The 24,986-nt window shown below is 70.9% G+C and carries 19 protein-coding genes, 1 tRNA gene and 6 pseudogenes; 17 read left to right on the top strand and 9 right to left on the bottom strand.

The features are described 5' to 3' along the window. Window positions 1-74: 74 nt before the first annotated feature. Window positions 75-845: pseudogene (locus JN350_RS19760) on the bottom strand (transglycosylase domain-containing protein); the annotation flags it as partial. Window positions 846-895: 50 nt separating this feature from the next. Here JN350_RS19760 and JN350_RS15500 point away from each other — a divergent pair. Together JN350_RS15500 and JN350_RS15495 are read left to right on the top strand one after the other, a co-directional pair. Beyond that, window positions 896-1,054, top strand: coding sequence for a DUF4177 domain-containing protein (locus JN350_RS15500; protein WP_205462751.1), 159 nt, complete (start codon window positions 896-898; stop codon window positions 1,052-1,054). After that, a complete protein-coding gene (locus JN350_RS15495; RefSeq protein ID WP_205462750.1) occupies window positions 1,051-1,512 on the top strand; it encodes a RidA family protein in 462 nt (153 codons plus the stop codon). Before JN350_RS15500 ends, JN350_RS15495 begins: the two co-directional genes overlap by 4 nt. Window positions 1,513-1,581: 69 nt before the next feature. On the opposite strand, the gene acs is transcribed toward JN350_RS15495, so the two are convergent. Continuing rightward, a complete protein-coding gene (gene acs, locus JN350_RS15490; RefSeq protein WP_205462749.1) occupies window positions 1,582-3,543 on the bottom strand; it encodes an acetate--CoA ligase in 1,962 nt (653 codons plus the stop codon). Between the two features lie 640 nt (window positions 3,544-4,183). On the opposite strand from acs, the pseudogene JN350_RS15485 reads away from it, so the two are divergent. The 12 genes and pseudogenes from JN350_RS15485 (at window position 4,184) to JN350_RS15430 (ending at window position 14,232) form a co-directional block, all read left to right on the top strand. Next, window positions 4,184-5,238: pseudogene (locus tag JN350_RS15485) on the top strand (CpaF family protein). Next, complete coding sequence (locus tag JN350_RS15480; RefSeq protein WP_205462748.1) at window positions 5,235-6,113, top strand: type II secretion system F family protein; 879 nt, start codon at window positions 5,235-5,237, stop codon at window positions 6,111-6,113. Before JN350_RS15485 ends, JN350_RS15480 begins: the two are co-directional and overlap by 4 nt. Window positions 6,114-6,197: 84 nt before the next feature. After that, window positions 6,198-6,410, top strand: a complete 213-nt coding sequence (locus JN350_RS15475) for a DUF4244 domain-containing protein (RefSeq protein ID WP_205462747.1) — start codon at window positions 6,198-6,200, stop codon at window positions 6,408-6,410. Then, window positions 6,394-6,744 carry a TadE family protein gene (locus JN350_RS15470; protein WP_263089857.1) on the top strand — a complete coding sequence of 117 codons (351 nt, stop codon included), beginning with the start codon at window positions 6,394-6,396 and terminating at the stop codon, window positions 6,742-6,744. The genes JN350_RS15475 and JN350_RS15470 overlap by 17 nt, the downstream gene beginning before the upstream one ends. A gap of 16 nt (window positions 6,745-6,760) precedes the next feature. Then, the gene (locus JN350_RS15465; protein ID WP_205462745.1) at window positions 6,761-7,210 is read left to right on the top strand and encodes a hypothetical protein; all 450 of its coding nucleotides are present in this window, start codon (window positions 6,761-6,763) and stop codon (window positions 7,208-7,210) included. Continuing rightward, the gene (gene topA, locus JN350_RS15460; protein WP_205462744.1) at window positions 7,186-9,993 is read left to right on the top strand and encodes a type I DNA topoisomerase; all 2,808 of its coding nucleotides are present in this window, start codon (window positions 7,186-7,188) and stop codon (window positions 9,991-9,993) included. The genes JN350_RS15465 and topA overlap by 25 nt, the downstream gene beginning before the upstream one ends. After that, window positions 9,990-10,625, top strand: coding sequence for a dTMP kinase (gene tmk / locus JN350_RS15455; protein WP_205462743.1), 636 nt, complete (start codon window positions 9,990-9,992; stop codon window positions 10,623-10,625). The genes topA and tmk overlap by 4 nt, the downstream gene beginning before the upstream one ends. A gap of 61 nt (window positions 10,626-10,686) precedes the next feature. After that, entirely contained in the window at window positions 10,687-11,829 is a 1,143-nt protein-coding gene (locus tag JN350_RS15450; protein WP_205462742.1) for a DNA polymerase III subunit delta', read from the top strand. Window positions 11,830-12,211: 382 nt separating this feature from the next. Then, window positions 12,212-12,559 carry a hypothetical protein gene (locus tag JN350_RS15445; RefSeq protein ID WP_205462741.1) on the top strand — a complete coding sequence of 116 codons (348 nt, stop codon included), beginning with the start codon at window positions 12,212-12,214 and terminating at the stop codon, window positions 12,557-12,559. 46 nt (window positions 12,560-12,605) lie between these two features. Then, window positions 12,606-12,678, top strand: a tRNA-Thr gene (locus JN350_RS15440). Window positions 12,679-12,873: 195 nt separating this feature from the next. Next, a complete protein-coding gene (locus JN350_RS15435) occupies window positions 12,874-13,680 on the top strand; it encodes a glycoside hydrolase family 16 protein (protein ID WP_205462740.1) in 807 nt (268 codons plus the stop codon). Between the two features lie 111 nt (window positions 13,681-13,791). Beyond that, entirely contained in the window at window positions 13,792-14,232 is a 441-nt protein-coding gene (locus tag JN350_RS15430) for a BLUF domain-containing protein (RefSeq protein WP_205462739.1), read from the top strand. A gap of 15 nt (window positions 14,233-14,247) precedes the next feature. On the opposite strand, the gene JN350_RS19755 is transcribed toward JN350_RS15430, so the two are convergent. Together JN350_RS19755 and JN350_RS19750 are read right to left on the bottom strand one after the other, a co-directional pair. Next, complete coding sequence (locus JN350_RS19755) at window positions 14,248-14,757, bottom strand: HAD family acid phosphatase (RefSeq protein WP_240347357.1); 510 nt, start codon at window positions 14,755-14,757, stop codon at window positions 14,248-14,250. Window positions 14,758-15,103: 346 nt separating this feature from the next. Continuing rightward, window positions 15,104-15,610 (bottom strand): annotated as a pseudogene (locus JN350_RS19750) (HAD family acid phosphatase); the annotation flags it as partial. A gap of 432 nt (window positions 15,611-16,042) precedes the next feature. Between JN350_RS19750 and JN350_RS15420 the strand changes: the two are divergent. The 3 genes from JN350_RS15420 (at window position 16,043) to JN350_RS15410 (ending at window position 19,264) form a co-directional block, all read left to right on the top strand. Continuing rightward, a complete protein-coding gene (locus tag JN350_RS15420) occupies window positions 16,043-17,038 on the top strand; it encodes a Gfo/Idh/MocA family protein (RefSeq protein ID WP_205462738.1) in 996 nt (331 codons plus the stop codon). 73 nt (window positions 17,039-17,111) lie between these two features. Beyond that, entirely contained in the window at window positions 17,112-18,620 is a 1,509-nt protein-coding gene (gene dacB / locus JN350_RS15415) for a D-alanyl-D-alanine carboxypeptidase/D-alanyl-D-alanine endopeptidase (protein WP_205462737.1), read from the top strand. A gap of 23 nt (window positions 18,621-18,643) precedes the next feature. After that, a complete protein-coding gene (locus tag JN350_RS15410; protein ID WP_205462736.1) occupies window positions 18,644-19,264 on the top strand; it encodes an isochorismatase family protein in 621 nt (206 codons plus the stop codon). A 42-nt stretch (window positions 19,265-19,306) separates the two neighbouring features. Here the strand turns inward: JN350_RS15410 and JN350_RS15405 are convergent. The 5 genes and pseudogenes from JN350_RS15405 to ribD form a co-directional block, all read right to left on the bottom strand. Next, a pseudogene (locus JN350_RS15405) lies at window positions 19,307-21,159 on the bottom strand (ABC transporter ATP-binding protein). Between the two features lie 7 nt (window positions 21,160-21,166). Next, window positions 21,167-21,382 carry a helix-turn-helix domain-containing protein gene (locus JN350_RS15400; RefSeq protein ID WP_123292166.1) on the bottom strand — a complete coding sequence of 72 codons (216 nt, stop codon included), beginning with the start codon at window positions 21,380-21,382 and terminating at the stop codon, window positions 21,167-21,169. Between the two features lie 175 nt (window positions 21,383-21,557). Then, window positions 21,558-22,937: an MFS transporter gene (locus JN350_RS15395; protein ID WP_205462735.1), complete on the bottom strand. Its 1,380-nt coding sequence runs from the start codon at window positions 22,935-22,937 to the stop codon at window positions 21,558-21,560. Window positions 22,938-23,125: 188 nt separating this feature from the next. Then, a pseudogene (gene ribA, locus JN350_RS15390) lies at window positions 23,126-23,761 on the bottom strand (GTP cyclohydrolase II); the annotation flags it as partial. Between the two features lie 29 nt (window positions 23,762-23,790). Further along, window positions 23,791-24,869, bottom strand: a pseudogene (ribD, locus tag JN350_RS15385) (bifunctional diaminohydroxyphosphoribosylaminopyrimidine deaminase/5-amino-6-(5-phosphoribosylamino)uracil reductase RibD). Window positions 24,870-24,986 lie beyond the last annotated feature (117 nt).

Here is a 24,986-nt window from a genome sequence, read left to right as displayed (position 1 = left end):
TTCTTCTGCGCGTACATCGACTTGAGGATGACGTTGCGCCGGGCGACGTTGGCCTCGTACTTCTTCGGGCTCGACAGGTTGCGCGCCTCGGGGTACTGCACGATGGCGAGCAGCGAGGCCGCCTCGGCCGGGGTCAGGTCGGTCGCGCTCTTGTTGTAGTAGTGCTGCGCCGCCGCCTGCACGCCGTAGGTCTGGTCGCCGAAGTAGGCGATGTTCAGGTAGGCGGTGAGGATCTCCTTCTTGGAGTACTTCTTCGCCAGCCCGATGGCGAGCTTCATCTCCTCGAGCTTGCGGGGGATGGTCTGCTCGACGGCCTCGTTGTAGGCCTTCTGCTGCTCCTTCTTCGTGGGGAGCTCGAGCGCCTGGTTCATCTTGATGTTGCGGACGAGCTGCATGGTCAGCGTCGACCCACCGCCCGACTCGCCGAGCCCACCGGCGACGCTGCCGACGCCTGCGCGGATGAGCGAGGTCATGTCGACGCCGCCGTGGTCGTAGAAGCGCTTGTCCTCGCCGTCGATGGCCGCGTTCTTGAGCTGGTCGCTGATCTTGTCGAACTTCAGCTCTTGGCGGTTCTGGTCGTAGACGGTCGCGAAGTGCACCGACTTGCCGCCCGAGTAGGCGTACAGCTCGTTGCGCTGCGGCAGGTCACCGATCTCGATGTACTCCGGCAGGGACTCGAACACACCGATCGTCGACGTCGTCGTGACACCGGCGACCGCGATGGCCGGGGTGACCCCGATCGTGACCAGCAGGCCGGCGAGGGCACTGAACCCGACGAATCCGATGAAGGCGCCGACTGCTGAGACGGGCTTGGTCCGCGAGGCAGACGTCTTCTGGGCAGACATAGGATGCAGCCTAAACGACACCCACGACTGAAAGGCTGGCAAGGAACCGCATGACTCGCTGGGAGTACTTCACCACGCCCCTGATGATCCACAACACCACCGCCATCCTCAACAACTACGGGGACGAGGGCTGGGAGCTGGTCCAGATCGTCACCGGCCCCGAGGGTGGGCTCGTCGCGTACCTCAAGCGCACGAAGGCCGACGCATGAGCATCGCGGACCGCCTCGCCGAGCTGGGGCTGACCCTCCCGCCGGTCGCCGCACCCGTCGCGGCGTACGTCCCCGCGGTCGTCACCGGCCAGTACGTCTACACGGCCGGCCAGCTGCCGTTCGTCGACGGCGCACTGCCCGTCACCGGCAAGGTCGGGGCGTCCGTCGACGCCGAGACCGCCACCACGCAGGCCCGCGTGGCAGCGCTCAACGCACTCGCCGCGGTCGAGTCGGTCGCCGGCTCGCTCGACCGCGTCGCCCGCGTCGTCAAGGTCACCGTGTTCGTCGCGTCGGAGCCGTCCTTTACGGGCCAGCCCGGGGTCGCGAACGGTGCCTCCACGCTGGTCGGCGAGGTCTTCGGCGATGCCGGGGTCCACGCGCGGAGCGCGGTGGGCGTCGCGGTGCTCCCGCTGGACGCTCCTGTCGAGGTCGAGCTGGTGGTGGAGCTCACCGCCTGACGGCAGCGACCGACGGAACGAACGTGAGCAGGGCCTCCAGTCCGAGATGGACGGGAGGCCCTGCTTCCGTCACCGGGACTCCATGAGTTCCGCGATGGTCGCCATGATCGTCGGGTCGGCGAGCGTCGTCGTGTCGCCGATGCGGCGGCCCTCGGCCGCGTCGCGGAGCAGACGCCGCATGATCTTGCCGGAGCGCGTCTTCGGCAGTTCGGGGACGATGACCACCTGACGGGGCTTCGCGATCGCGCCGATGCGCTTGCCCACCCAGTTGCGGAGTTCGGTCGACGCCGATTCGCGGTCGACGTCCGCAGCGGCCTCGGCGGTCAGGATGACGTACGCGACGACCGCCTGCCCGGTCGTCTCGTCGGCGGCTCCGACGACGGCGGCCTCGGCGACGCCCTCGTGTCCGACCAGTGCGGACTCGATCTCGGCCGTCGACAGGCGGTGGCCGGAGACGTTCATGACGTCGTCGACGCGGCCCTGGATCCAGATGTCGCCCTGACCGTCGAGCCGTGCGCCGTCGCCGGCGAAGTAGCGGCCGGGGAACCGCGACCAGTACGTCTCGACGAAGCGGTCCGGGTCGCCCCAGATGCCGCGCGCCATCGACGGCCACGGCTCGGTGATGGTGAGGTAGCCGCTCTCGCCGGGGTCGGCTCGGTTGCCGTCGTCGTCGACGATCTCGGCGACGATGCCGGGCAGCGGCGTCTGTGCGGCGCCGGGCTTGAGCTTCGTGACGCCGGGCAGCGCGGAGATCATGATCGCGCCGGTCTCGGTCTGCCACCAGGTGTCGACGATGGGCGTGCGGTCGTGGCCGATGACCTGGCGGTACCAGTTCCACGCCTCGGGGTTGATGGGTTCGCCGACACTGCCGAGCAGTCGCAGGGTCTCGAGACTGCGGGCCTCGGGGATCTCGCGGCCGGCCTTCATCGCCGCTCGGACCGCGGTCGGCGCGGTGTACAGGACGGTGACGCCGTAGGAGTCGACGATGTCCCACCAGCGGCCGGGCTTCGGCTCGTCCGGGGTGCCCTCGTAGAGCACCTGCGTCACGCCGTTCGCCAGGGGGCCGTAGACGACGTACGAGTGCCCGGTGATCCAGCCGATGTCGGCGGTGCACCAGTAGACGTCCTTCTCCGGGTGCATGTCGAACACGTTCTTGTGCGTGTACGCGGCCTGGGTCAGGTACCCGCCGGAGGTGTGCACGATGCCCTTCGGCTTCCCGGTCGTGCCAGAGGTGTAGAGGATGAAGAGGGGGTTCTCGGCGGGGAAGGCCTGCGCTTCGTGGGTGGCGTCCGCTTTCGCCAGTTCGTCGTGCCACCACACGTCGCGGTCGTTCCAGGCGATCTCGTTGCCACCGCGCTTGACGACCAGGACGTGCTCGACGCTGTCGGTGCCCTCGCCTTCGAGTGCCTCGTCGACCGCGGGCTTGAGCGCGGACACCGTGCCACGGCGCCAGCCGCCGTCCGCCGTGACGACGAGCTTCGCGCCGGCGTCCTCGATGCGGGCACGGAGGCTCTCGGCGCTGAACCCGCCGAAGACCACGGAGTGCACGGCACCGATGCGGGCGACGGCGAGCATCGTCACCACCGCCTCGGGGATGAGCGGGAGGTAGACGACCACTCGGTCACCCTGCCCGACACCGAGGTCGGTGAGCATGTTCGCGGCGCGCTGCACGTCGGCGGTGAGTTCGGCGTAGGTGATCCGGCGGGTGTCGCCGGGTGCGCCCTCGAAGTGGATCGCCACGCGGTCGCCGTTGCCCGCGCGGACGTGCCGGTCGAGGCAGTTCTCGGCCACGTTGAGCGTGCCGTCGGCGAACCACTTCGCGAACGGGGCGCCGGACCAGTCGAGGGTCTGCGTGAACGGGGTGCGCCAGTCGAGCAGGCTGCGGGACTGCTCGGCCCAGAAGGCCTCGCGGTCGGCGGCGGCGGCCTCGTGCAGGTCCTCGTGCGCGACGGCGTCGGCGACGAACTCGGGTGTCGGCGGGAAGGTGGCGCCGTCGTCCTCGCGGTGGTCGGTCTGGGTCGGAGTGGACATCGATGTCCTTTCGCGTCGTTGCGTCCTCAGGGTGCGCCACGGAGACTACCCCTCGGCCCGTGCGCTGCGCGGTTCCGTGACGAGTCGCGGCCCGGGTGCGGGGAGCGGGGCCGCGGCGGCGGGCCCGGGTGCGGGGCAGCGGGGCCGCGACGGCGGACGACGGTGTGTCCTGGTCGCGGCGGCACGCCCGGCGGTCGTGTCGGGGGTTGCCCCGAGGGGCGGATCGTGGGGTACAGTAGATCCTGCTGGACTCGTTTCCGGCGGCATCGAATCGGATTTCCCCCAATCCTTCGGTGTCCAGGCGGCACCAGTTCCCCCAACCGGTGCCGCCTCTTCTTTTGTCCGGGGTCCGGCTCGAGCGATCAGCGTTCGCCGGCCGCCGACGATCGGCGGCGATCCGCGCGGGGACGCCGGTCGAGTGGACAGACCGGTACATGCTCACGCATGGAGTGCCTGGCGGTCTCGTAGCAGTTGCTACTCCGTCCCGGCGCCCGTGATCGACGGGACCTGCGCGCGTGGTCTGCCGTCACGCCGTGTCGGGCGCTCGTCGCCGAGTGGGGTACGGCTTTCCGTTTCGGGGGACAAATCGGTCCGTTGGTGCCGTCGGCACTTACCCTCCACAGGCTGGTTGTGGCACCGGATGCCGAAAACGGCTCTCCTCCTACGCTCTGGCGTCATGCACCGTCACCGTGCCACGCCGTTCCTGCCCGAGGCCGGGCCGTTCCTTCCCGGGGCTGCTGCCGCTGCCCTCCGACGCCGGACGCACGGTGCCGTCGAGTTCGAGGAACTCGCCGGACTGGTGACGGACGCCGGGGTCACCGACGTCCTGGTCGTCGGCGGCGTCGGCACCTGGACCGACCGTGGCGTCGGACTCGAAGCCGTCGCGCCACGCCTGACCGAGGCACGCACCCGCGAACTCGCCACGCGGCTGGTGGCGCTCGGCGGCCGCCACGTCGACGAGACCACGCCGTGCGCGGACGTCCGGCACGGCGACGGGATCCGAGTGCACGTCGTGCTCGCCCCGGTCTCGGTCGGTGGCACGGCCCTCTCGATCCGGCTCCCACACCCAGACCGTCCGACCCTCGCCGCCCTCGACCGCGCCGGCACCTTCGAGCACGTGCCGCGTTCCATCGTCGAGGACGCCGTGCACCAGCGCCGCAACGTCCTGGTCACCGGTGCCACCGGCAGCGGCAAGACCACCCTGCTCGCCGCGATGCTCGCCGCCGTCCCGGTCGACGAGCGGATCGTCACGGTCGAGGACGTCGCCGAGCTGCGCATCGCCCACCCGCACGTGGTCGCACTCGAAGCACGGCAGGCGAACGCCGAGGGCGTCGGCGCGCTCGGCCTCGACCGGCTCGTGCGTGAGGCCCTGCGGATGCGCCCGGACCGGATCGTCGTGGGGAGTGCCGGGGCGCCGAGGTCCGCGAGCTCATGTCCGCGCTGAACACGGGCCACGACGGGGGCGCCGGCACCGTGCACGCCAACGGTGTCGCGGACGTCGCCGCTCGGCTCGAGGCGCTCGGCGCCCTCGCCGGGCTCGGCGTCGAGGCGCTGGCCCGACAAGCGGTCAGTGCGTTCGACCTGGTGCTCCACGTCGAGCGTCGGGCTGGTGGACGACGGCTCGCCGCGGTGGGCGCGTTCCACGTCGGGTCGGACGGGAGGCTCGGGGTGCGCCCGGTGGACGGAGCACCGTGAGCAAGGGGTCGCTCCCGGGGCGTCGGGCCCGGCGTCCCGTGCCGTTCGACCCGGCGCGCGTGGCCGGCACCCTGGACCGGGTCGCGACGCTCGTCGCCGCCGGGGTCCCGCCGCCGCGGGCCTGGGAACTGGTCGGCCGGCTCCCTGCGGGGGCCGCTCGCGCGGGGCTCGCTCCCGCGTCCGCGGACATCGCCGTCGTCCTGCGGGTCGCGGAGCGGACCGGTGCCCCCGTCGCGGAGACCCTCGGTGCCCTCGCCGGAGCGCTCCGTCGATCGGCCGCGTCGGACCGGGCGGTCCGGGTCGCCCTCGCCGGCCCGCGCACCAGTGCCCGCGTCGTCCTGGCGCTGCCGTTGTTCGGCCTCGGACTCGGGGCCGCGTGGGGGTCAGGCGCCGTGCAGGTGCTCACGGGCTCGCCGCTCGGCTGGGTCTGCTCAGCGCTCGCCGCCGTGCTCGTCCTGTCCGGGCGCGCGTGGACCGCACGGCTCGTCCGGTCGGCGACGCCGGACGGACGCGTGCCCGGGGTCGTCCTCGACGCCTGGGCGGTCGCCGTCTCGGGCGGCGGTTCGTGGATCGACGCCGGCGAGGCGGTCCGTCGTGCCGCCGACGGGATCGTCCCGCCGGCGGCCGACGTGGTCCGTCTGCGCGAGGTCCTCGACCTGGCCAGGCGGGCGGGCGTGCCCGCGGCGGGACTGCTGCGACGCGCCGCGGAGGACGTCCGTGATGACGCTGCCGCCGCCGGGCTCGCCGCGGCCGAGCGCCTGGCCGTCCGACTGGTGCTGCCGCTCGGCGTCTGCGTCCTGCCCGCGTTCGTGCTCGTCGGGGTGGTCCCCGTCGTGGTCGGCGTCCTCTCCTCCACTGTCGTCGGTGCGCGATGACCTCTCCACAGATGGCGCTCGCGGCCCCGATCGTGCGGTGGCCACGCGCGACGCTGGGATCACCGCAACAGAAGGGACGAACCCATGAGCACCACCCCGAACCGAATCCGTCGCACCAACCGCGTCCTCGACCGGCTCCGCGCCGTCGCCCAGGACGACCAGGGGTCCGCGACCGCCGAGTACGCGGTCGTCATCCTCGCCGCCGTGGCGTTCGCCGGCGTACTCGTCGCCGTCATGCGCTCGGGCGAGGTGCAGACCATCCTCACCGAACTCGTCCGCGGTGCCCTCTCGCTGTGACCACGGGCGGCGCTCCGACCGGGGCTCGGTCACGGTCGAGTTCGCGGTCGTGCTGCCTGCCGTCGCCCTCGTCCTCACCCTGCTCGTCGCGGCCGTGCTGGTCGTCGACGGACAGGGACGCCTGCAGTCGGCCGCTGCGGCGGCCGCGCGGGGCGTCGGGCGCGGCGACGACGCCGTCGGACTCGCCGCCGCCGAGCGGATCGCACCCGGATCCTCCGTCACCGTCCGGCGCACCGACGACCTGGTGTGCGTCGACGCGACGCGCGGTGGCACCGGTCCGTTCTCGGCGCTGCCGCTCCGGGCGACGGCGTGTGCTGCGACCGGGGGACGCTGACCCCGAGCGCGGTTCGGTGACCGTGCTCGTCGCCGCCGTCCTCGGCGTCGGGGTGCTCGTCGCGTCGTCGGCGCTCGCCGCCGCCGGACACCGCACGCAGGCAGTCCGGGCCGGGGACGCCGCCGACGCCGCCGCGACCTCGGCCGCTGCGGCGTCCGTCGGACTCCTGACCGGGTCGCCGTGCGACGTCGCCGAGCGGGTCGCACAGGCGAACGGCTCGGCCCTCGTGGCCTGCGACCTCGCCACCGCGACGGCCCGGGTACGGGTGGTCATCGGCTCCGGACCGTTCGCCGTCGGCGCATCCGCGGTCGCCGGTCCGGCGGACGACCACCCCGACCACGGTGTGTATGGTGTGCCTGTCGGCCACCGGTCACCGATGTCCCGGGCGACCCGGACACGTTCGTGTCCAGGGCCGACCAGCACCACGGATCAAGGAGACACGTGCCAGGCACGAAGAAGCTCGTGATCGTCGAGAGCCCTGCGAAGGCGAAGACGATCGCGCAATACCTCGGTGACGGATACGAAGTCCAGGCCTCGGTCGGACACATCCGCGACCTCGTCGAGCCCAAGAACCTGCCGGCCGAGCTCAAGAAGGGCTCCCTCGGCAAGTTCTCGGTGGACGTCGACAACGGCTTCGAGCCGTACTACGTCGTGTCCGACGCCAAGAAGAAGACGGTCGCCGAGCTCAAGCGTGCGCTCAAGGACGCCGACGAGCTCTACCTCGCAACAGATGAAGACCGCGAGGGTGAAGCGATCGCCTGGCACCTGCTCCAGGTCCTCAAGCCGAAGGTCCCCGTCAAGCGGATGGTCTTCCACGAGATCACGAAGGAGGCGATCCAGCGTGCGCAGGAGGCCACCCGTGAGCTCGACACCGCCCTCGTCGACGCACAGGAGACCCGCCGCATCCTCGACCGTCTCTACGGGTACGAGGTCTCGCCGGTCCTGTGGCGCAAGGTCGCTCCCGGCCTCTCGGCCGGTCGTGTGCAGTCCGCCGCGACCCGGCTCGTGGTCGACCGCGAGCGCGAGCGTCTCGCGTTCGTCTCGGCCAACTACTGGGACCTCTCCGCTCGGTTCGAGAAGACGGGGGAGTCCTCCTTCTCGGCGCGACTCGCCCGGATCCAGGGCACCCGCGTCGCCTCCGGGCGCGACTTCGACGACCGCGGTGCGCTCAGCGGTGACGTCGTGCGCCTGGACGAGGCCGCAGCCGCCTCGCTGACCACCGTGCTCGAGCGCGCCGGCGACGCCACCGTCCGCAGCGTCGACTCGAAGCCGTACACCCGTCGGCCGGCGGCACCGTTCACCACGTCGACCCTGCAGCAGGAGGCAGCTCGCAAGCTGCGCCTGTCGCCGCGGCAGACGGCGCGTGCGGCGCAGACGCTGTACGAGAACGGGTACATCACCTACATCCGTACCGACTCGGTCTCGCTCTCGAAGCAGGCGATCGACGCGGCCCGCAAGCAGGCGGCCGACCTGTACGGCGCCGCGACCGTGCCGGACAAGCCCCGTCTGTACGCGAGCAAGAGCAAGAACGCGCAAGAGGCGCACGAGGCGATCCGTCCGTCGGGCGACTCCTTCCGCACCCCGCAGGAACTGCAGGGCACGCTCACCGGTGTCGAGTGGCGGCTCTACGACCTCATCTGGAAGCGCACCGTCGCGTCCCAGATGGCGGACGCCAAGGGTTCGACCGCATCGATCGTGCTCGGCATCGCGTCGACCGAGTCGGTCGAGGGCATCTCGTCGACCGCGAACGGCACGGACGCCGAGTTCACCGCGTCCGGCACCGTCATCACCTTCCGCGGGTTCCTCAGCGCCTACGAGGAAGGCCGCGACGAGGACCGCCACGAGTCGAGCGAACGTGCCGGTCAGGACGTCGCACTGCCCGACGTCAAGCAGGGCGAGCACCTCGAGGTGCACGACGTGCTGGCGAAGGGGCACGACACCACGCCGCCGCCGCGCTTCACCGAGGCCAGCCTCATCAAGACGCTGGAAGAGCTCGGGATCGGGCGTCCGTCGACCTACCCGACGATCAGCCCGACGATCATCGACCGCGGCTACGTGTCCCTGCGCGGCACCCAGCTCGTGCCGAACTGGATCGCGTTCAGCGTGGTCCGGTTGCTCGAGGAGTACTTCGGCGAACTGGTGGAGTACGACTTCACCGCCGAGATGGAAGAGGACCTCGACCGGATCGCCCGCGGCGACGCCGACCGGGTCGACTGGCTCAAGGGCTTCTACTTCGGTGGTGGCGACGACGACCAGCGCGGCCTGCGGACCGTCATCGACAACCTCGGCGAGATCGACGCACGTGAGATCAACTCGGTCGAGCTCGCACCGGGCCTCACCCTGCGGATCGGTCGCTACGGCCCCTACATCGAGGTGCCGAGCGATGACCCGGAGAAGCCGCGTCGCGTCAACGTCCCCGAGGACCTGGCACCCGACGAGCTGACCGTCGAGAAGGCCAAGGAACTCGTCGACGCTCCCGTCATCGGCGACCGCGTCGTGGGCATCAACCCGGAAACGGGCAAGGAGGTCCTGGCGAAGGACGGCCGCTTCGGCCCCTACGTGACGGAGCGCACCCCGGAGCCCGAGCCCACCGTCGACCCGAAGACCGGCGAGGTCGTCGACGCCGCGGTTGCCACCCCGGAGCCCGCAGCGGTCGAGGCACCCGCCGAGACCACGACCGGCAAGAAGGCCCTGGCGAAGAAGGCCCCGGCGAAGAAGACGACGAAGAAGGCCGCGGCACCCAAGGAACGGACCGCCTCGCTCTTCAAGTCGATGGACCCGGCGACCGTCGACCTCGAGACCGCGCTGAAGCTCCTCGACCTGCCCCGCGTCGTCGGACAGGACCCGGAGACCGGCAACGACATCACCGCGCAGAACGGTCGCTACGGCCCGTACCTGAAGAAGGGGACGGACACCCGGACGCTCCCGGGAGAGGACGCGATCTTCGACATCGACCTCCCCGGTGCGCTCGAGATCTTCTCGCAGCCGAAGTACGGCGGCAACCGTGCCGCGAGCTCCGCGCTGAAGGAGTTCGAGGCGGACCCCGTTTCCGGCAAGCCGATCAAGATGAAGGACGGGCGCTTCGGCCCCTACGTCACCGACGGCGAGACGAACGCGACGATCCCGAAGGGCGAGGACGTCGAGGCCGTCGACCACGCCCGCGCGGTCCAGCTCATCGCGGACAAGCGCGCCAAGGGCCCGGTCAAGAAGAAGACGCCGGCCCGACGGGCGCCGGCGAAGAAGAAGTGACCGGACGCTTCATCACGCTCGAGGGCGGCGACGGCGTGGGCAAGACGACCCAGGCCGAGCTGCTCTCGGCGTGGCTCGTCGAGCACGGCCGCACCGTCCTGCGCACCCGTGAGCCCGGAGGCACCGACCTGGGCCTCCGGATCCGCGAGATCGTGCTGCACGAGCGCGGGCACGTGTCGACCCGGGCCGAGGCGCTGTTGTACGCGGCAGACCGCGCGCACCACGTCGAGACGGTCGTGCGTCCCGCGATGGCCCGCGACGAGGTCGTGCTGCAGGACCGGTACATCGACTCGTCGGTCGCCTACCAGGGCGTCGCGCGCGGCCTCGGCGCCGAACACATCCGCTCGGTGTCGGAGTGGGCGGCGGACGGCCTGGCGCCGGACCTGACGATCCTGCTCGACCTCGACGTGACGGTCGGACGCGCCCGAGTCGCCGCGGCCCGTGGCGACACGTTCGACCGCCTGGAGTCCGAGGCCGAGGCATTCCACGAGTCGGTGCGACGGGCCTTCCTGGACATGGCGGCGGCTGAGCCCGACCGCTTCCTGGTGGTCGACGCCGGCGGATCCACCGAGGACGTGCAGCGTGCCATCCGTGCCGCGGTCGCCCCGCTCGTCACGATCGACGCGGCATGACCGTGGGCGCCCGCAAGGTGGTCGTCGCCCGCATGACGGTGGTCACTGACAGGATGGCTCCGTGAGCGTGTGGGACGGCCTGACCGGTCAGGAAGAAGCAGTCGCCTCCCTCCGGAACGCCGCGGAGTCGACCGACGGCACCGGCGGCATGACGCACTCGTGGTTGATCACGGGGCCACCCGGGTCCGGTCGGTCGAACGTGGCGACGGCGTTCGCCGCAGCCCTCGTGGGCGACGGTCCCGACGACGACCACACCCTGCAGCAGATCACCGCGAAGACCCACCCCGACGTGTCGGTGCTCACGACGCAGCGCGTGATCATCACGATCGACGAGATCCGGCAGCTCGTGACGTCGTCGTACTACTCGCCGTCGGTCGGGCGGTACCGCATCGTCATCATCGAGGACGCCGACCGCATGACGGAACGCACCTCGAACCTGCTGCTCAAGGCGCTCGAAGAACCCCCGGAGCGCACGGTCTGGATCCTCTGCGCCCCGAGTGAAGCCGACCTGCTGCCCACCATCCGGTCGCGCGTCCGCTCCGTACGCCTCCGGGTCCCCGGCATCGAGTCCGTCGCCGACCTGCTCGTCGCCCGCACCGGCATCGACCGCGCCCTCGCGATGGACGCAGCACGGCAGGCGCAGAGCCACATCGGGATGGCGCAGCGCCTGGCCACGAGCGAGGACGCCCGCGATCGTCGGCGTCGCACCCTGACGACCGTGCTCGGCGTCCGCGGTGTCGGTGATGCCGTGATGGCCGCCGCCGACCTGCTCGCCGTCGCCGACGAAGACGCGAAGGCCATCACGCAGCAGCGCGACTCCGAGGAACGCGACGCCGCACTGCGATCGCTCGGCGTCGAACCCGGCGGCACGATCCCGCCGGCCCTCCGCTCGCAACTCCGTCTGCTCGAAGACGACCAGAAGCGCCGTGCGACCCGCAGCCTGCGCGACGGTCTCGACCGCATCCTGGTCGACGTGTCCTCGCTGTACCGCGACCTGCTCCTGCTCGGTCTCGGCGCCCCGGCGGAACCCGTCAACCTGGCGATGCGCGACCACCTCGACCAGGCCCTGCAGTCGGTCACGCCGGCCGCGGCGCTCGAAGTGCTCGACGCGATCGCCCTCGCCCGGCAGCGGATCGCCGCAAACGTGGCGGCGTTGCTCGCGCTCGAGGCACTACTCGTCACGATCGCCCGCGTCCGGCACTGACCGCGACGCACACTCCCCGCGACGCACAGTCCCCGCGACGCACACTCCCCGCGACGCACAGTCCCCGCGACGAGTGGGGCATGGGACAATCACGGCATGTCCGACGCTGAACCCGGCCTGCGCGAACGGAAACGCCGCGCCACCCGCCGCGCCATCCAGGCGGCCGCGCTCCGCATCGCGATCGAGGACGGCCTCGGCGCGGTCACCGTGGACGAGATCTCGCGTCGAGCCGACGTCTCCCCCGCACGTTCTTCAACTACTTCCCGAGCAAGGAACAGGCGATCCTCGGGGACGACCCCGAGCTGCCCGACGACGCTGCGCTGCAGGAGTTCGTCGACGGGGACCCGATGGCCACCTGCTTTCGGACCTCGGCGCACTGCTCGTGCACTCGACGCAGGAGCTCATCGAGGAACGTGGACTCATCGAGGAACGGCAGCAGGTGCTCCGGGCGAATTCCGAGCTCTTCAGTCGTCGCATGGAGTCGATGAAGGAGTTCCAGGCCGAGATCCAGGCCGCGGTCGCCCGGCGGCTCGAACGCGAGGACCCCGAGCTCGCCGCGGACCCCGATGCACTCCGTCGTCGGGCGCGCCTGGCGTCGATCGTGGCGCTCGGTGCGCTCCGGCACGCGTGGTGGGAGTGGTCCGGGTCCGAGACCGGCTCGCACCTGGTCGACGAGCTCCGCAGGTCCTTCGCCGAGCTCGGCGTGCTCGTTTCGCGTTCACTCGTCTGAGCCTGTATAGTCATTGATCGTGCCGCTCCGGGATCGGAGCGAGCGCGCCGCCTTAGCTCAGTCGGTAGAGCGATTCACTCGTAATGAATAGGTCGTCGGTTCGATTCCGACAGGCGGCTCAGCACACATCCCCGGTCACGGATCTGCATCAAGTCCTGACCGGGGATTTTTCTGTTGGCGGGAAGCCGCACGCTTCGGCTGTGGGACAGACAGGGGCACCGGGTCCGGGATAGCGTGACGACGTCGCGGGGGTCCCTGTGACGCAAGAACCCGCATCGCCCAGCCTCCTCCGGCGGACGACCGATGGAGGCACTGTGCTCACCCGTGTGACGATGATCGTCCTCGTGGGTGCTGCGGCAGTGGCACTCGCCGTGAGCGCCGCCGCAGTCCCCGAATCCAGCCGCTCGTCGGCAGCCGCTGCGTCCCAGGGCCAGCGTCCGAGCGCGACGCCGCTGCGGACGGACGGCCCCGCTGTCCGCTCCGACCCGACGATCGGCCGCGTGCCGACCTTCTCGGTCGACTTCGACACACCAGCGGCGGCGGATGGACCGTTCGCTGCGACGTACGCGCAATCGTGGCAGCCGTACCCGGACGGCACTGGTGGACGCTACTGGTCGGGTTCGCAGATCAGCGCGCACGACGGGTACATGGACGTCGCCCTGGACGGCGAGCACGGTGCGGCTGGCACCTTCGGCACCCCGGAGGACGCCTGGTCCCACGTGGGCGGGACGTTCAGCATCCGAGCGCGCGCGATCGGCGGTGCCGACAACGGCGTCGCGGTCATGCTGTGGCCGACGTCGGACGACTGGGCCGACGGCGAGGTCAACTTCCCCGAGGGCAACTTCGACGGCACGCCCCGGGTGTTCCACCACTCGATGGTGCCCGGTCACGAGAAGGGGTTCGACCACTACAACACCCACGTGTCCTGGAGCTCGTGGCACACCTACACGACGGAGTGGATCCCGGGGCGAGCGGTCAACTACTACCTCGACGGTGAGCTGGTGTACACGGTCGCCCGGAACGTCCCGGCGTCCCCGCACCGCTACATGTTCCAGGTCGGCAACTGGGGCGACCCAGGCCACCTCGAGATCGACTGGGTCCGCACGTACGATCCCCGGTGACGGGTGCGGACAACCGCACGTCCTCCCCGTTCTGGGGATTCCCGGGGCGACGTCCATCGGCCACCATCGGAACCGAACCCGCTCCGCGCGTCGAAAGGTCGTCAGGTCGTCATGCTGCTGTCCCTCCTCTACATGAGTGCCGCTGACGAGCCCTTCGACCAGGAACGCCTGGACGCGCTGCTCGAGCATGCGCGGTCCCGCAACGCCGCCTCCGGCCTGTCCGGTCTGCTCGTGTACAAGGACGGCCGTTTCATGCAGTTGCTGGAGGGTCCGGAGGACGCGGTGCTCGAGACCTACCAGCGCATCATCGACGACCCTCGTCACACCGATGTCGGCCTGCTCGTGGAGGAGCGCATCCACACGCCGCGGTTCGGCGAGTGGACGATGGCGTTCGACCGCGACGCGGAGACGCCGTTGCCGGACGGGTTCGACACGTTCCTGGCCGACGGCGACGGCAGCGCGGACACGAGCAAGGCGCGCGCCCTGCTGCGGTGGTTCCGCAACCATCCGATGGCGGCGCCGGACGCGGCGCTCGGCAAGCACCGCCGCTGAGCGCGAGCGCCGGCCTCAGGGCAGGTAGTAGGTCGGGTTCGGCAGCTTGACGCTGCGGTCCGCCGAACCGCCGAGCAGGTCGCTGTACTGGTCGCCGAAGTTCGCGACCACGTCGTACCGGCCGCCCGATCGTGACTCGATGTGCGCCCGGGTCTGCGACTTGTACTCGACGGTGGTGCACTTCGCCGTGGCGCAGGTGATGTACGACGGCTGCTGCGACGCCCCGACGCCGGTCCACTTCGTGTAGTACGTCTCGGTGCCGCGCTTCGTGGCCGAGAACTGCGGGTAGCCGACGCGCTGCAGGTTGTCGATGGTGGCGGTCTCCTGGTCGGCGTTCCGGCCGGTCAGCCCGATGACCGTGCAGCCGGAACGCTGTGCGATCGACACGAGCGAGGCCATCGACGGGGTCGCGGGGAACCGTTCGTCCTGCACCCACTCGTCCTGCCGTGCGGGGTCGAAGACGAAGTGCATGTCCGCGACCTCCATGTCGTACGTCCAGAGCGTGGTGTCGTCGGCGTCGAGCACGATCGCGGGGTTGCGGTGCAGCTTGCGGCCGACGGCGCACTGGGCGGCGACGACGGGGCCTGCCGGCGGACGACGGATCGCATCTCGCGGATGTACGGGGAGTCGGCGCGGTTCGCGAGTCCGGTGCCGGGGTCGCCGTAGTACGTGGCGATGGTCTTCTTGACGGAGTCGATGTTCGGGATGCCCTCACCGGACTGGGTCGCACCGGAGGAGCCGTCGGCCGCCATCGTGAACTGCGTCCGTGGGGACAGCCGGGGCTCGGAGACGCCGGGCAGATCGGCGGAGGGAGGTAGTACGTGGGGTTCGGCAGCTTGAGCGACCGGTCGGCGTACCCGCCCTGCAGGTCGCTCCACTGGTCGCCGATGTTCAGCGTGATGTCGTAGCCGAGGTCCTGCTCGATGTGCTTGCGGGTCAGGGCCTTGTACTCGACGGTCGTGCAGCTCGCGGCGGCGCAGGTCACGTACGACGGCTGCTGCGAGGCGCCCTTGCCGGTCCACTTCGTGAAGAAGTGGTCCTCGGTGAAGGCGGTGTAGCCGACCTTCGACAGGTTCTGCACGGTCGCGGTCTTCTGGTCGTCGTTCCGGCCGGTCAGTCCGAACACGGTGAAGCCCATCGCGGCGGCGCGGTTGACGAAGCCGACCATGGACGGAGTGGCGGCGAAGCGCTCGTCCTGCACCCACTCGTCCTGCCGTGCGGGGTCGAAGACGAAGTGCATGTCCGCGACCTCCATGTCGTACGTCCACAGGGTGGTGTCGTCGGCGTCGAGGACGATCGCGGGCTTCTCGCCGTGCCGGACGGCACGGTCGTGGATGCGCTGCAGCGACGCTCCCTGGCGGGCGACGATCGATCGCATCTCGCGGATGTACGGGGAGTCGGCGCGGTTCGCGAGTCCGGTGCCGGGGTCGCCGTAGTAGGTGGCGATGGTCTTCTTGACGGAGTCGATGTTCGGGATGCCCTCGCCGCCCTGCGTCGCACCGGACGTGCCGTCGGCAGCCATCGTGAAGTGGGTGCGCGGCGTCAGGCCGGCGTCGGCGGAGTGCCCCGGTCCGTGTCCTGGGTCGCCCCACCCGTGTGCGCTGGCCGGACCGCCGACGAGGGTGGACGTGAGGACGATCGCGGCGCTGGTGGCGACGACGGAGAGGACGGAACGGCGCATGGAGGACCTGCACACCTTCGACTCGGGGAGGAGTGACCCCCGGATGGGGGATCGTGGAGCACGTTAGCTGGCAATCACCCGTGGAGTCCATACCAAAGTGCTGCGGCCAGTCCTGGTAGACATGGCCGCATGACGGTTCGCTGGGGAGTCATCGGCACGGGCGGCATCGCCCGGTCCTTCGTGGGCGACTGCGTCGCCGCGGGCATCGAGTTCACGGCGGTCGGCAGTCGCACAAGCGGCGGCGCCGAGGCGTTCGCGGCGGAGTTCGGCATCCCACGGGCGCACGGCTCCTACGAAGACCTCGTCGCCGACGACACGGTCGACGCCGTGTACGTCGCGACCCCGCACGTCCGGCACGCCGAGGATGCCCTGCTCGCGATCCACGCCGGCAAGCACGTCCTCGTCGAGAAGGCCTTCACGATGACGGCGGCCGAGGCACGGACGGTGGTCGATGCTGCCCGTCGAGCGGGCGTCGCGGTGACCGAGGCGATGTGGACCCGGTTCCTGCCGCAGATGGCGATGATCCGCGAGGTCCTGGCCGAGGGGCGCATCGGCCGTCCGGTACTCGTCGAGGCGACGCACCACCAGGCCCTGCCCACCGACCCGTCGCACCGGCTGCGCGATCCCGCCCTCGGCGGTGGAGCCCTGCTCGACCTGGGCGTGTACCCGGTGTCCTTCGCCGTTGACGTGCTGGGGGTGCCCTCCTCGCTCGTCGCGGCCGGCACGCTGAGCGAGCAGGGGGTCGACACGCAGATGGGCCTCGTCCTGACGCACGACGGCGGTGCGCAGTCGATGGTGCACTTCGGGATGGACGTGCGCAGCCCGAACACCGCCTCGGTCATCGGGGAATCGGGGCGCATCGACATCGACTCGACCTGGTTCACCCCGACGACGTGGCGGATCCGGGACCGCGACGGTGTCGTGGTCGAGGAGTTCGACGCACGCGAGGAGCTCGCCGGCTACGGCCACGAGGCCCGCGCGTTCGAGGCGATGGTCACCTCGGGCGCGTACGAGGGTGGCCCGATGGACGCCGAACAGTCCGTCGCGATCATGGCCGTGATGGACGAGGCCCGCCGCCAGGTCGGGGTCCGGTACCCGGCGGACGACCCCTCCACAGCACCCTGATCCGGGTCCCGTCGTCCACCGGGCGAAGATCCGGCCTGGAGGCTCCTGCCGCAGTTCCGTAGGATCGGTCGCGATGTCCGATCAGCAGTCCACCCCGCCTTCCGTCCCGGAGCGTGTCCGCGCCGCCGTCGCCGCCGTGCGTGCCTCTGCTGCGCGTCGTCCGGTCCCGTGGATCGCCGGTGGTCTCGCGGCGCTGCTGGTGGTCGGTTCCGGCGGTGCCGTCGCGGTCGCGGCGGCCATGACACCGGACACGCGCACGACCGCCGCGCCAGCGGCCACATCGAGCGCGGCCGCGACGCCGAGCCGGTCGGCCGCCACCACGAAGCGTCCGACGAGCACGCCGACACCCACCCCGGCCGCCCGCACCGTGCCGGAGGACCCGGCCGGTCCCTCCGCCCTGCGCACCTGCTCGATCGCTGGCGCGGCGTCGGCGAGCGGTCTCGGCGCGTTCGAGGGCTACGTCATGGACGCGAAGACCGGCGAGGTCCTGTTCTCGAAGGACGGTGACAAGGCCGCCCAGACCGGCAGCGTCATGAAGACCCTGACGACGGCGACGGCGCTCGCCGTGCTCGGGGGCGGCCACCGCATCCCGACCACGGTCACGCAGGAGTCCGCCGGGACCATCGCGCTGGTCGGGCACGGCGACGCCACCCTGTCGGCCGGCAAGGGCACCGTCTACCCGGGGGCCCCGACGCTCGCGCAGCTCGCCCAGCAGGTCAAGGCGAAGGTCGGCGGCACCCCGGTCAGCACGATCGTGACCGACGACACGTACTGGAGCGACGCCGACGCGTGGGACCCCACGTGGCCGGTGTCCGAACGCACCATCGGGTACCAGCCGAAGGTCACGGCGCTCATGGTCGACGGTGACCGGGCGAACCCGGCTGCGGCGACCTCGCCCCGGTCCGAGGACCCGGTCGGCCGTGCGGGTACCGCGTTCCGGACGGCACTGGCGAACGCCGGGGTCGCCGGGGCGGGGTCGGCACAGATCGTCAAGCGCGCCACGACCAGCACGAACACCATCGCGACGGTGTCGTCGCAGCCGGTGTCGACGCTGATCGGGCAGATGATCCCGAACTCGGACAACACCCTCGCCGAGATGCTCGCTCGGGTGTCGTCGAAGGAGTCCGGCTCGAACGGTTCGGCGGCCTCGCTGACCTCGGTGTACCGGTCGGCGCTCGGGTCCTACGGCGTCGACCCGGCCGGCATCGTCATCAAGGACGGTTCGGGCGAGAGCGCCGCGAACGCGGTGTCGCCGAACTTCGTCGCCCACCTCATGGTGCAGGTCGCCGCCGGTGCGAAGGGCCTCGGCACCCTCGCGAACGCCCTGCCCGTGTCGGGCCAGTCCGGCACCCTCGCCAGCCGCTTCACCGGCGCGAACGCCGTCGCCCGCGGCAAGGTGCACGCGAAGACCGGGTGGATCGACAGCGCGAACACCCTCGGTGGGTACATCGACGCCGCGGACGGATCACGCCTGACCTTCGCGTTCTACGCCATCGGGTCGTCGCGCGCGGCCGCCCTGCCGGCGCTCGACGCGGTGACCGCGGCCGCCTACTCGTGCGGGAGCAAGCTCACCGACTCCTGAGTCACCGGGTGTTGGATGGGCCCATGGCACGGGCTCTCCTCATCGTCGACGTCCAGAACGACTTCACCGAGGGCGGTGCACTCGGGGTGACCGGGGGCGCGGCCCTCGCGGAACGGATCAGCGCGTTCCTCGGCCGGCACGCCGAGGAGTACGACCTGATCGTCGGCTCCCGCGACTGGCACTACGGCGACGACGACAACGGTGGACACTTCGCCGGACCCGAGGGGCCCGACTTCGTCGACACGTGGCCGGTGCACTGCGTGGCCGGCACACCGGGCGCCGAGTACCACCCGGAGCTCGAGACCGAGCCGATCGACGTCGACGTCTTCAAGGGCCAGGGCACGCCGGACTACTCGGCGTTCCAGGCACGGACCGAGGCGGGTGTGCCGTTGCCGGAGATCCTGACCGAGCACCGGGTGCACTCCGTCGACATCGTCGGCATCGCCACCGACCACTGCGTCCGGGCCTCGGCACTCGACGCCCGTGCTGCCGGCATCGACGTCGCGGTCTACGAGGACCTGGTCGCCGGCGTCGACGACGACCGCAGCGCCCGCGCGCTCGACGACGTCCGAGCGGCCGGCGGGCACGTCGACCGCAGCGACATGGACGAGGGGCTCGCGAACCCCGGAGGCGCACAGCTCTGACGCACCGCCGCCCCGCCGTCGGAGGTGTGGCGGCACCCGGTCTCAGACCAGCAGCTGGTGCTTCGCCAGGTCGCGGTAGAGCGGCGTCGACTCGACGAGCTCGGAGTGCGTGCCGGCGCCGACGACCCGGCCGTGCTCGAGCACCACGATGACGTCGGAGTCCACCACCGTGGAGAGCCGGTGCGCGATGACGAGCAGGGTGCGGTCCTCGGCGACGGCGTCGATCGCCAGTCGCATCTTCTGCTCGTTCACGCCGTCGAGCGACGACGTCGACTCGTCGAGCAGCAGGATCGGGGAGCGGCGAGCAGGGCGCGGGCGATGGCCAGCCGCTGACGCTCGCCGCCGGAGAGCATCACGCCGTCCTCGCCGACCTGGGCGTCGAGACCGCGGGGGTCGCGGTGCAGCACCTCGCCGAGGTTGACCGCCTCGAGCACGCGGACGCAGTCGTCCTCGGTCGCGTCCGGCGAACCGAGCAGCAGGTTTGCTCGGATGGTGCCGGCGAGCACCGGGGCGTCCTGCTCGACGTAGCCGATCTGGGCGCGGAGCTCCTGGCGGTCCATGCCCCGGACGTCGATGCCACCGAGCCGGATGACGCCCTCGGAGGGGTCGTAGAACCGCTCGATCAGGGCGAGGGTCGTCGACTTGCCAGCACCCGACGGACCGACGAGTGCCACCCGCGAGCCGCGGGGAACGCGGAACGACACGTCGTGGAGCACCACGTCGTCGGCCGGACGCTCGTCGGCGAGGCGATCCGGGCCTCCCGGTCGATCCACCGCGCCGGACGCGACGGCGCCGTCCGGACCGGACGCATCCGCCGCAGCCGCGTACCGGAACGTGACGTGCTCGAACGTGATGGCGTCGTCGGAGGCGACCGCGGCGGCGGGCCGCGCGGCGGCGTCGTCCTGCGCCTCGGTCGGCAGGTGCAGGATCTCCTCGATCCGGCCGAGCGCGCCGAGCGCCTGGGCGACCGCGACGGCGGCGCCCATCGCCTGGCCGAGCGGCATGATCATCATGAAGAGCAGCAGGATGAACGTGATGAGCGTGGCGATGGTGATGGTGCCCGCAGCGACCTGCGCGCCGCCGACGCCGAGCACGGCGATGAACGCCACCTGCATGACGATGCTCGCGACGGGCACGACGAACGCGGACATCTTCGCGATGTCGAGGCCGCGCCGGTAGGCCTCGGTCGCGTGTCCGTCGACCTCGTGCACCTCGCGCTCGGTGGCACCGGCCGCTCGGATGGTGCGGACGGCGCCGATGCCGCGCTCGACGGCCGCGGTCAGGTCGCCGACCTTCTCCTGCGCACGCTTCGACGCGACCCGGATGCGCCGGCTCAGTCCGCCGACGACCACGATCGCGACCAGGACGATGACGACCACGATCACGAGCAGCAGCGGGTCGATGATCGCCATCGCGATGATCGCGCCGATGAAGGTCAGGGCGCCGCCGATCGACTCGATCAGGCCCTGGGTCAGGACGGCGCGCAGGAGCGTGGTGTCGCTGCCGACCCGGGACACCAGGTCGCCGGTGCGACGGGTGTCGAACTCCGAGATCGGCAGGTTGAGGATGCGGGCGATGAGCTTGCGGCGCGTGGAGAGCACGACGCCCTCGCCCGCACGCTGCAGCAGGAAGTGCTGCACACCGTTCAGGACGCCGGCGACCAGGACGAGCCCGACGAGCAGCCAGACGAGCGTGCTGAGCGTGTTGCCCTGCTGCACCGCCGTGACGACCTGGTTGACGAGCAGCGGCTGCGCGAGCGACGCCCCGGCGCCGAGGATGCTCAGCACGATGATGACGACCATCGCCGGCTTGTTCTCGAACAGGTAGGACAACAGGCGGCCGAAGGTGGCGCGGGGGCCATCGGTCTTCTTGGGGCGCGCGAAGGGGAGACTCATCGTGTTCCTAGTTTCTGCCGTACTTCTTGTGCACTGCCTGTCGGCTGACACCGAGCAGGGTCGCGATCTCCTGCCACGACGCCCCGGCGTTCCGGGCGGCACGAGCAGCGAGTTCCTCGGTCCGGTCGAGTTCACGGCGGAGCTCGCGCACGTTGGCGAGGGCGGAGAACGGGTCGTCCCCGGAGGCTCCTGCCGCGAGGCTCGTGATGGTCGGTCGGTCCATGGCTGTCAACCTACATTGACGTACCGACAACTGTCAACCTGAGTTGACGGACAGGCTGGTGCGACGGCGTCTCGCGCCGGGAAGTGGGCGTGCGCGCACGACGGACGGGCGCGCCCTGCTCAGCGGCAACGCGAAGCGTTGCGCAGGGCGCGCCCGTCCGTCAGGTGGTCGCGTCTCAGGCGTCCGCGAACTCCTTGCTCTTCGTCTCGCGGACGAAGAGCAGCGCGACGAGCGTCACGACGGCGGCGATCGTCAGGTACAGCCCGACCAGGAAGATGTTGCCGTCGGCCTTCCACAGCGCCAGGGCGATCGTCGGTGCGAGCGAGGCACCGAGGATCGACGCGACGTTGTACGCGATCGCCGAGCCGGTGTACCGGACGTTCGTCGGGAACAGCTCCGGCAGCAGGGCCCCCATCGGTCCGAAGGTCAGCCCCATCAGGGACAGCCCGACGATCAGGAACGTCACCACCGTGATCGGACCCTGGGACGCCGCGAACCAGAACTGGAACGTGAGGCCGAACAGTGCGATGCCGATCGTGGTCGGGATGAGGGTCTTCCGGCGCCCGAACTTGTCGGCCAGGATGCCGGCGATCGGGGTGAAGATGCCGAAGAACACGACGCCGATCATGAGCAGTGTCAGGAACTCACCGCGGCTGTAGCCGAGGCCGACCTTCGGGACGAGCGGACCGGCCTCGGCACCGGTGGTGCCGTAGGACAGCGTGAACGTGGTCATGAAGTAGAAGAGGACGTACGTCGCGACCATGCCGAACGTGCCGACGATGAGCGCCTTCCACGAGGTGCGGAACACCCGGCCCAGCGGGACCTTCGCGACCGTGCCGGACTCCTGCACGCCGCGGAACACCGGCGACTCGACGAGCTTGAAGCGCACGTACAGCCCGACGATGACGAGCACCGCGGAGAGGAGGAACGGGATGCGCCAGCCCCACGCCTGGAAGTCGGCGTTCGGGGTGCCGTCGGCGCCGGCGGGCATCGCGGCGTTGATCGCGATGAACAGACCGTTCGCGAGCAGGAAGCCGATCGGAGCGCCGAGCTGCGGCATCGAACCGAAGACGCCGCGCTTGCCCTTGGGGGCGTTCTCGGTGGCGAGCAGTGCCGCACCGGACCACTCGCCGCCGAGGCCGACGCCCTGTGCGAAGCGCATCACGGCGAGCAGGACCGGCGCCCACACGCCGATGGTGCTGAACGTCGGCAGGCAGCCGATCAGGAACGTCGCGGTGCCCATGACGAGCAGCGACGCGACGAGTGTGGTCTTGCGGCCCACCCGGTCACCGAAGTGCCCGAAGATGATCGACCCGATCGGTCGCGCGAAGAAGGCGAGGGCGAACGTCACGAACGACGACAGCTGCGATGCCGTGGGGTCCTCGTTCGGGAAGAACAGCGTCGGGAAGACGAGGACCGCGGCCGTCGCGTAGACGTAGAAGTCGTAGAACTCGATCGAGGTGCCGACGAGGCTGGCGATGACGACGCGCGAGCGTGGGTTGCCTGCTGGTGCCGGAGCTGAGGTCGGGGTTGCTGGTGCCGGTGCGGCGGTCATGGGTGTCGTGTGGTCTTCCGTGGTGCGCGCTCCTGGCAGGGAGCACGGATACCCGAAACGGCGGACACCGATCGGTTCGCGCAGGGTGGCGCGGGCACCGATCGGGTGCGTTCGGTTGGTGGGGGACCGCTTGTGACGGAAGACAACATGGTACGACAGATGTCGCCCACCTGCGAATCAGCCCTGAGTCAGCTGTTGGCGCCTGCGCCCGCCCCGGCTTCGAGGTGCGCGGGCAGCTGGTGCCCCATCCGGTCGCGCTTGGTGTCGAGGTAGCCGGCGTTCTGCGCCGAGACACCGACGACCAGCGGCACGAGCGACTCGACGGTGATGCCGTGCTCCTCGAGCTGGCGACGCTTCTCGGGGTTGTTCGACAGCAGTCGCACGCGGGTGATCCCGAGGTCGGCGAGGATGCCCGCGGCGCCGCCGTACGCACGGGAGTCGGCCGGCAGCCCGAGCGCCAGGTTGGCGTCGAGCGTGTCGAGGCCGTCTTCCTGCAATCGGTAGGCCTTGAGCTTGTTGATGAGCCCGATGCCGCGTCCTTCCTGCCCGCGCAGGTAGACCACCACCCCGCCCTCGGCAGCGATGGTGTCGAGTGCGGCGTCGAGCTGGGGCCCGCACTCGCACTTCAGCGAGCCGAACGCCTCGCCGGTCAGGCACTCGGAGTGCACGCGGACTAGGGCGCTGTCGGACGGGGCGGACCCGTCGGGCAGCGCGGCGATGATCGCGACGTGCTCGGCGCCGGTCACGAGGTCGCGGTAGGCGCGCATCTGGAACGTCCCGTGGGTGGTGGGGACGTTCGTCGACACCTCGAACTGGACGGGGCTGCCCGGGGTGGAGGAGGTCAGCGCGTCGGTCATGGGGTGCTCCGGTCGTTCGTGGGCCCGTCGTCTCCGAACCCGGGTGCTGCGTCGTGCTGCTGCGGTGTCTGCTGCTGCGCTGTCGCGCTGCGCTGCGGTCGGGCTCGGACCAGCAGGTCAGGGCCCAGGCTGGTGGTCGATAGTACGTCCAACCGCCGACGCCCGGACATGCTTCCCACCCCGAGGTCATCGAGGGCGACCCGGGGCCCGCCGAGCAGGATCGGGGCGACGTACACGAGGTACTCGTCGACGAGCCCGGCGGCGATGAGCGCGGACGCGACGGTGGGGCCGCCCTCGACGAACACCGAGTGCACGCCGTGCCCACGCAGAGCGGCGAGCGAGGCGGCGAGGTCGTGCCCCGGCAGTGTCACGAGCCCGCGGGGGTGTCGCCGGACCGCGGCGTCCTCTGGGACGGCGCGGTCACCGAGCACGACCGCGAGCGGCTGGTCGGCGAGGAGTTCGCCCGCGTCACCCCGAGCGGTCAGGCTCGGGTCGTCGGCGATCACGGTGCCGGTGCCGACCAGGATCGCGTCGTGCGCGGCACGCTGCTCGTGGACGTGCTGTCGGGCTGCGGCGCCGGTGATCCACTTGCTCGTCCCGTCGGCAGCCGCGGCGCGGCCGTCCAGGCTCGAGGCCCACTTCACGGTCACCCACGGGCGTCCGAGGCGGACCGACAGGAGCCACCGTTCGAGGAACGCCTCGGCCTCGTCGGCGAGCACACCGGACACGACGTCGATCCCGGCGGCGCGGAGTCGGTCGGCACCGCCGTGCACGTCCGCGCCCGGATCGTCGATCGCGTACACGACACGGGCGACCCCGGCCTCGATCAGGGCGACGGCGCAGGGGCCGGTGCGGCCGGTGTGGTTGCAGGGTTCGAGGGTGACGACGGCCGTCGCGCCGTGCAGCTGTGCCGGATCGACCTTCGCCATCGCGTCGACCTCGGCGTGCGGGGTTCCTGCACCCTTGTGCCACCCCTCGGCGAGGACGTCGCCAGCGGGGAGAGGATCACCGCGCCGACCCGTGCGTGGTCGCCCACGACGGGTCCGAGGGCCGCGAGCTCGAGCCCGCGGCGCATCGCCCGGACCTCGGTGGGTCGTGCCGTGTCGCTCACGGATCGAGCCTACCGGCGGTGGATCGGTGACGCGTCATCGTCGTGAACGCGGCGTCATGCGGGACCGGGTCACGGAGCGCT

The organism is Curtobacterium sp. 24E2 (assembly GCF_016925595.1).
Taxonomy (GTDB): domain Bacteria; phylum Actinomycetota; class Actinomycetes; order Actinomycetales; family Microbacteriaceae; genus Curtobacterium.
Note: the sequence above shows the minus strand (reverse complement) of the source record. Positions and strands in the feature narration are given on the sequence as shown.

Excerpts from the sequence above, each read along its gene's own strand:
- JN350_RS15500 (WP_205462751.1), top strand. The coding sequence starts at position 896 with ATGACTCGCTGGGAGTACTTCACCACGCCCCTGATGATCCACAACACC.
- JN350_RS15495 (WP_205462750.1), top strand. The coding sequence starts at position 1,051 with ATGAGCATCGCGGACCGCCTCGCCGAGCTGGGGCTGACCCTCCCGCCG.
- acs (WP_205462749.1), bottom strand. The coding sequence starts at position 3,543 with ATGTCCACTCCGACCCAGACCGACCACCGCGAGGACGACGGCGCCACC.
- JN350_RS15475 (WP_205462747.1), top strand. The coding sequence starts at position 6,198 with ATGAGCACCACCCCGAACCGAATCCGTCGCACCAACCGCGTCCTCGAC.
- JN350_RS15430 (WP_205462739.1), top strand. The coding sequence starts at position 13,792 with ATGCTGCTGTCCCTCCTCTACATGAGTGCCGCTGACGAGCCCTTCGAC.
- JN350_RS15420 (WP_205462738.1), top strand. The coding sequence starts at position 16,043 with ATGACGGTTCGCTGGGGAGTCATCGGCACGGGCGGCATCGCCCGGTCC.
- dacB (WP_205462737.1), top strand. The coding sequence starts at position 17,112 with ATGTCCGATCAGCAGTCCACCCCGCCTTCCGTCCCGGAGCGTGTCCGC.
- JN350_RS15410 (WP_205462736.1), top strand. The coding sequence starts at position 18,644 with ATGGCACGGGCTCTCCTCATCGTCGACGTCCAGAACGACTTCACCGAG.
- JN350_RS15400 (WP_123292166.1), bottom strand. The coding sequence starts at position 21,382 with ATGGACCGACCGACCATCACGAGCCTCGCGGCAGGAGCCTCCGGGGAC.
- JN350_RS15395 (WP_205462735.1), bottom strand. The coding sequence starts at position 22,937 with ATGACCGCCGCACCGGCACCAGCAACCCCGACCTCAGCTCCGGCACCA.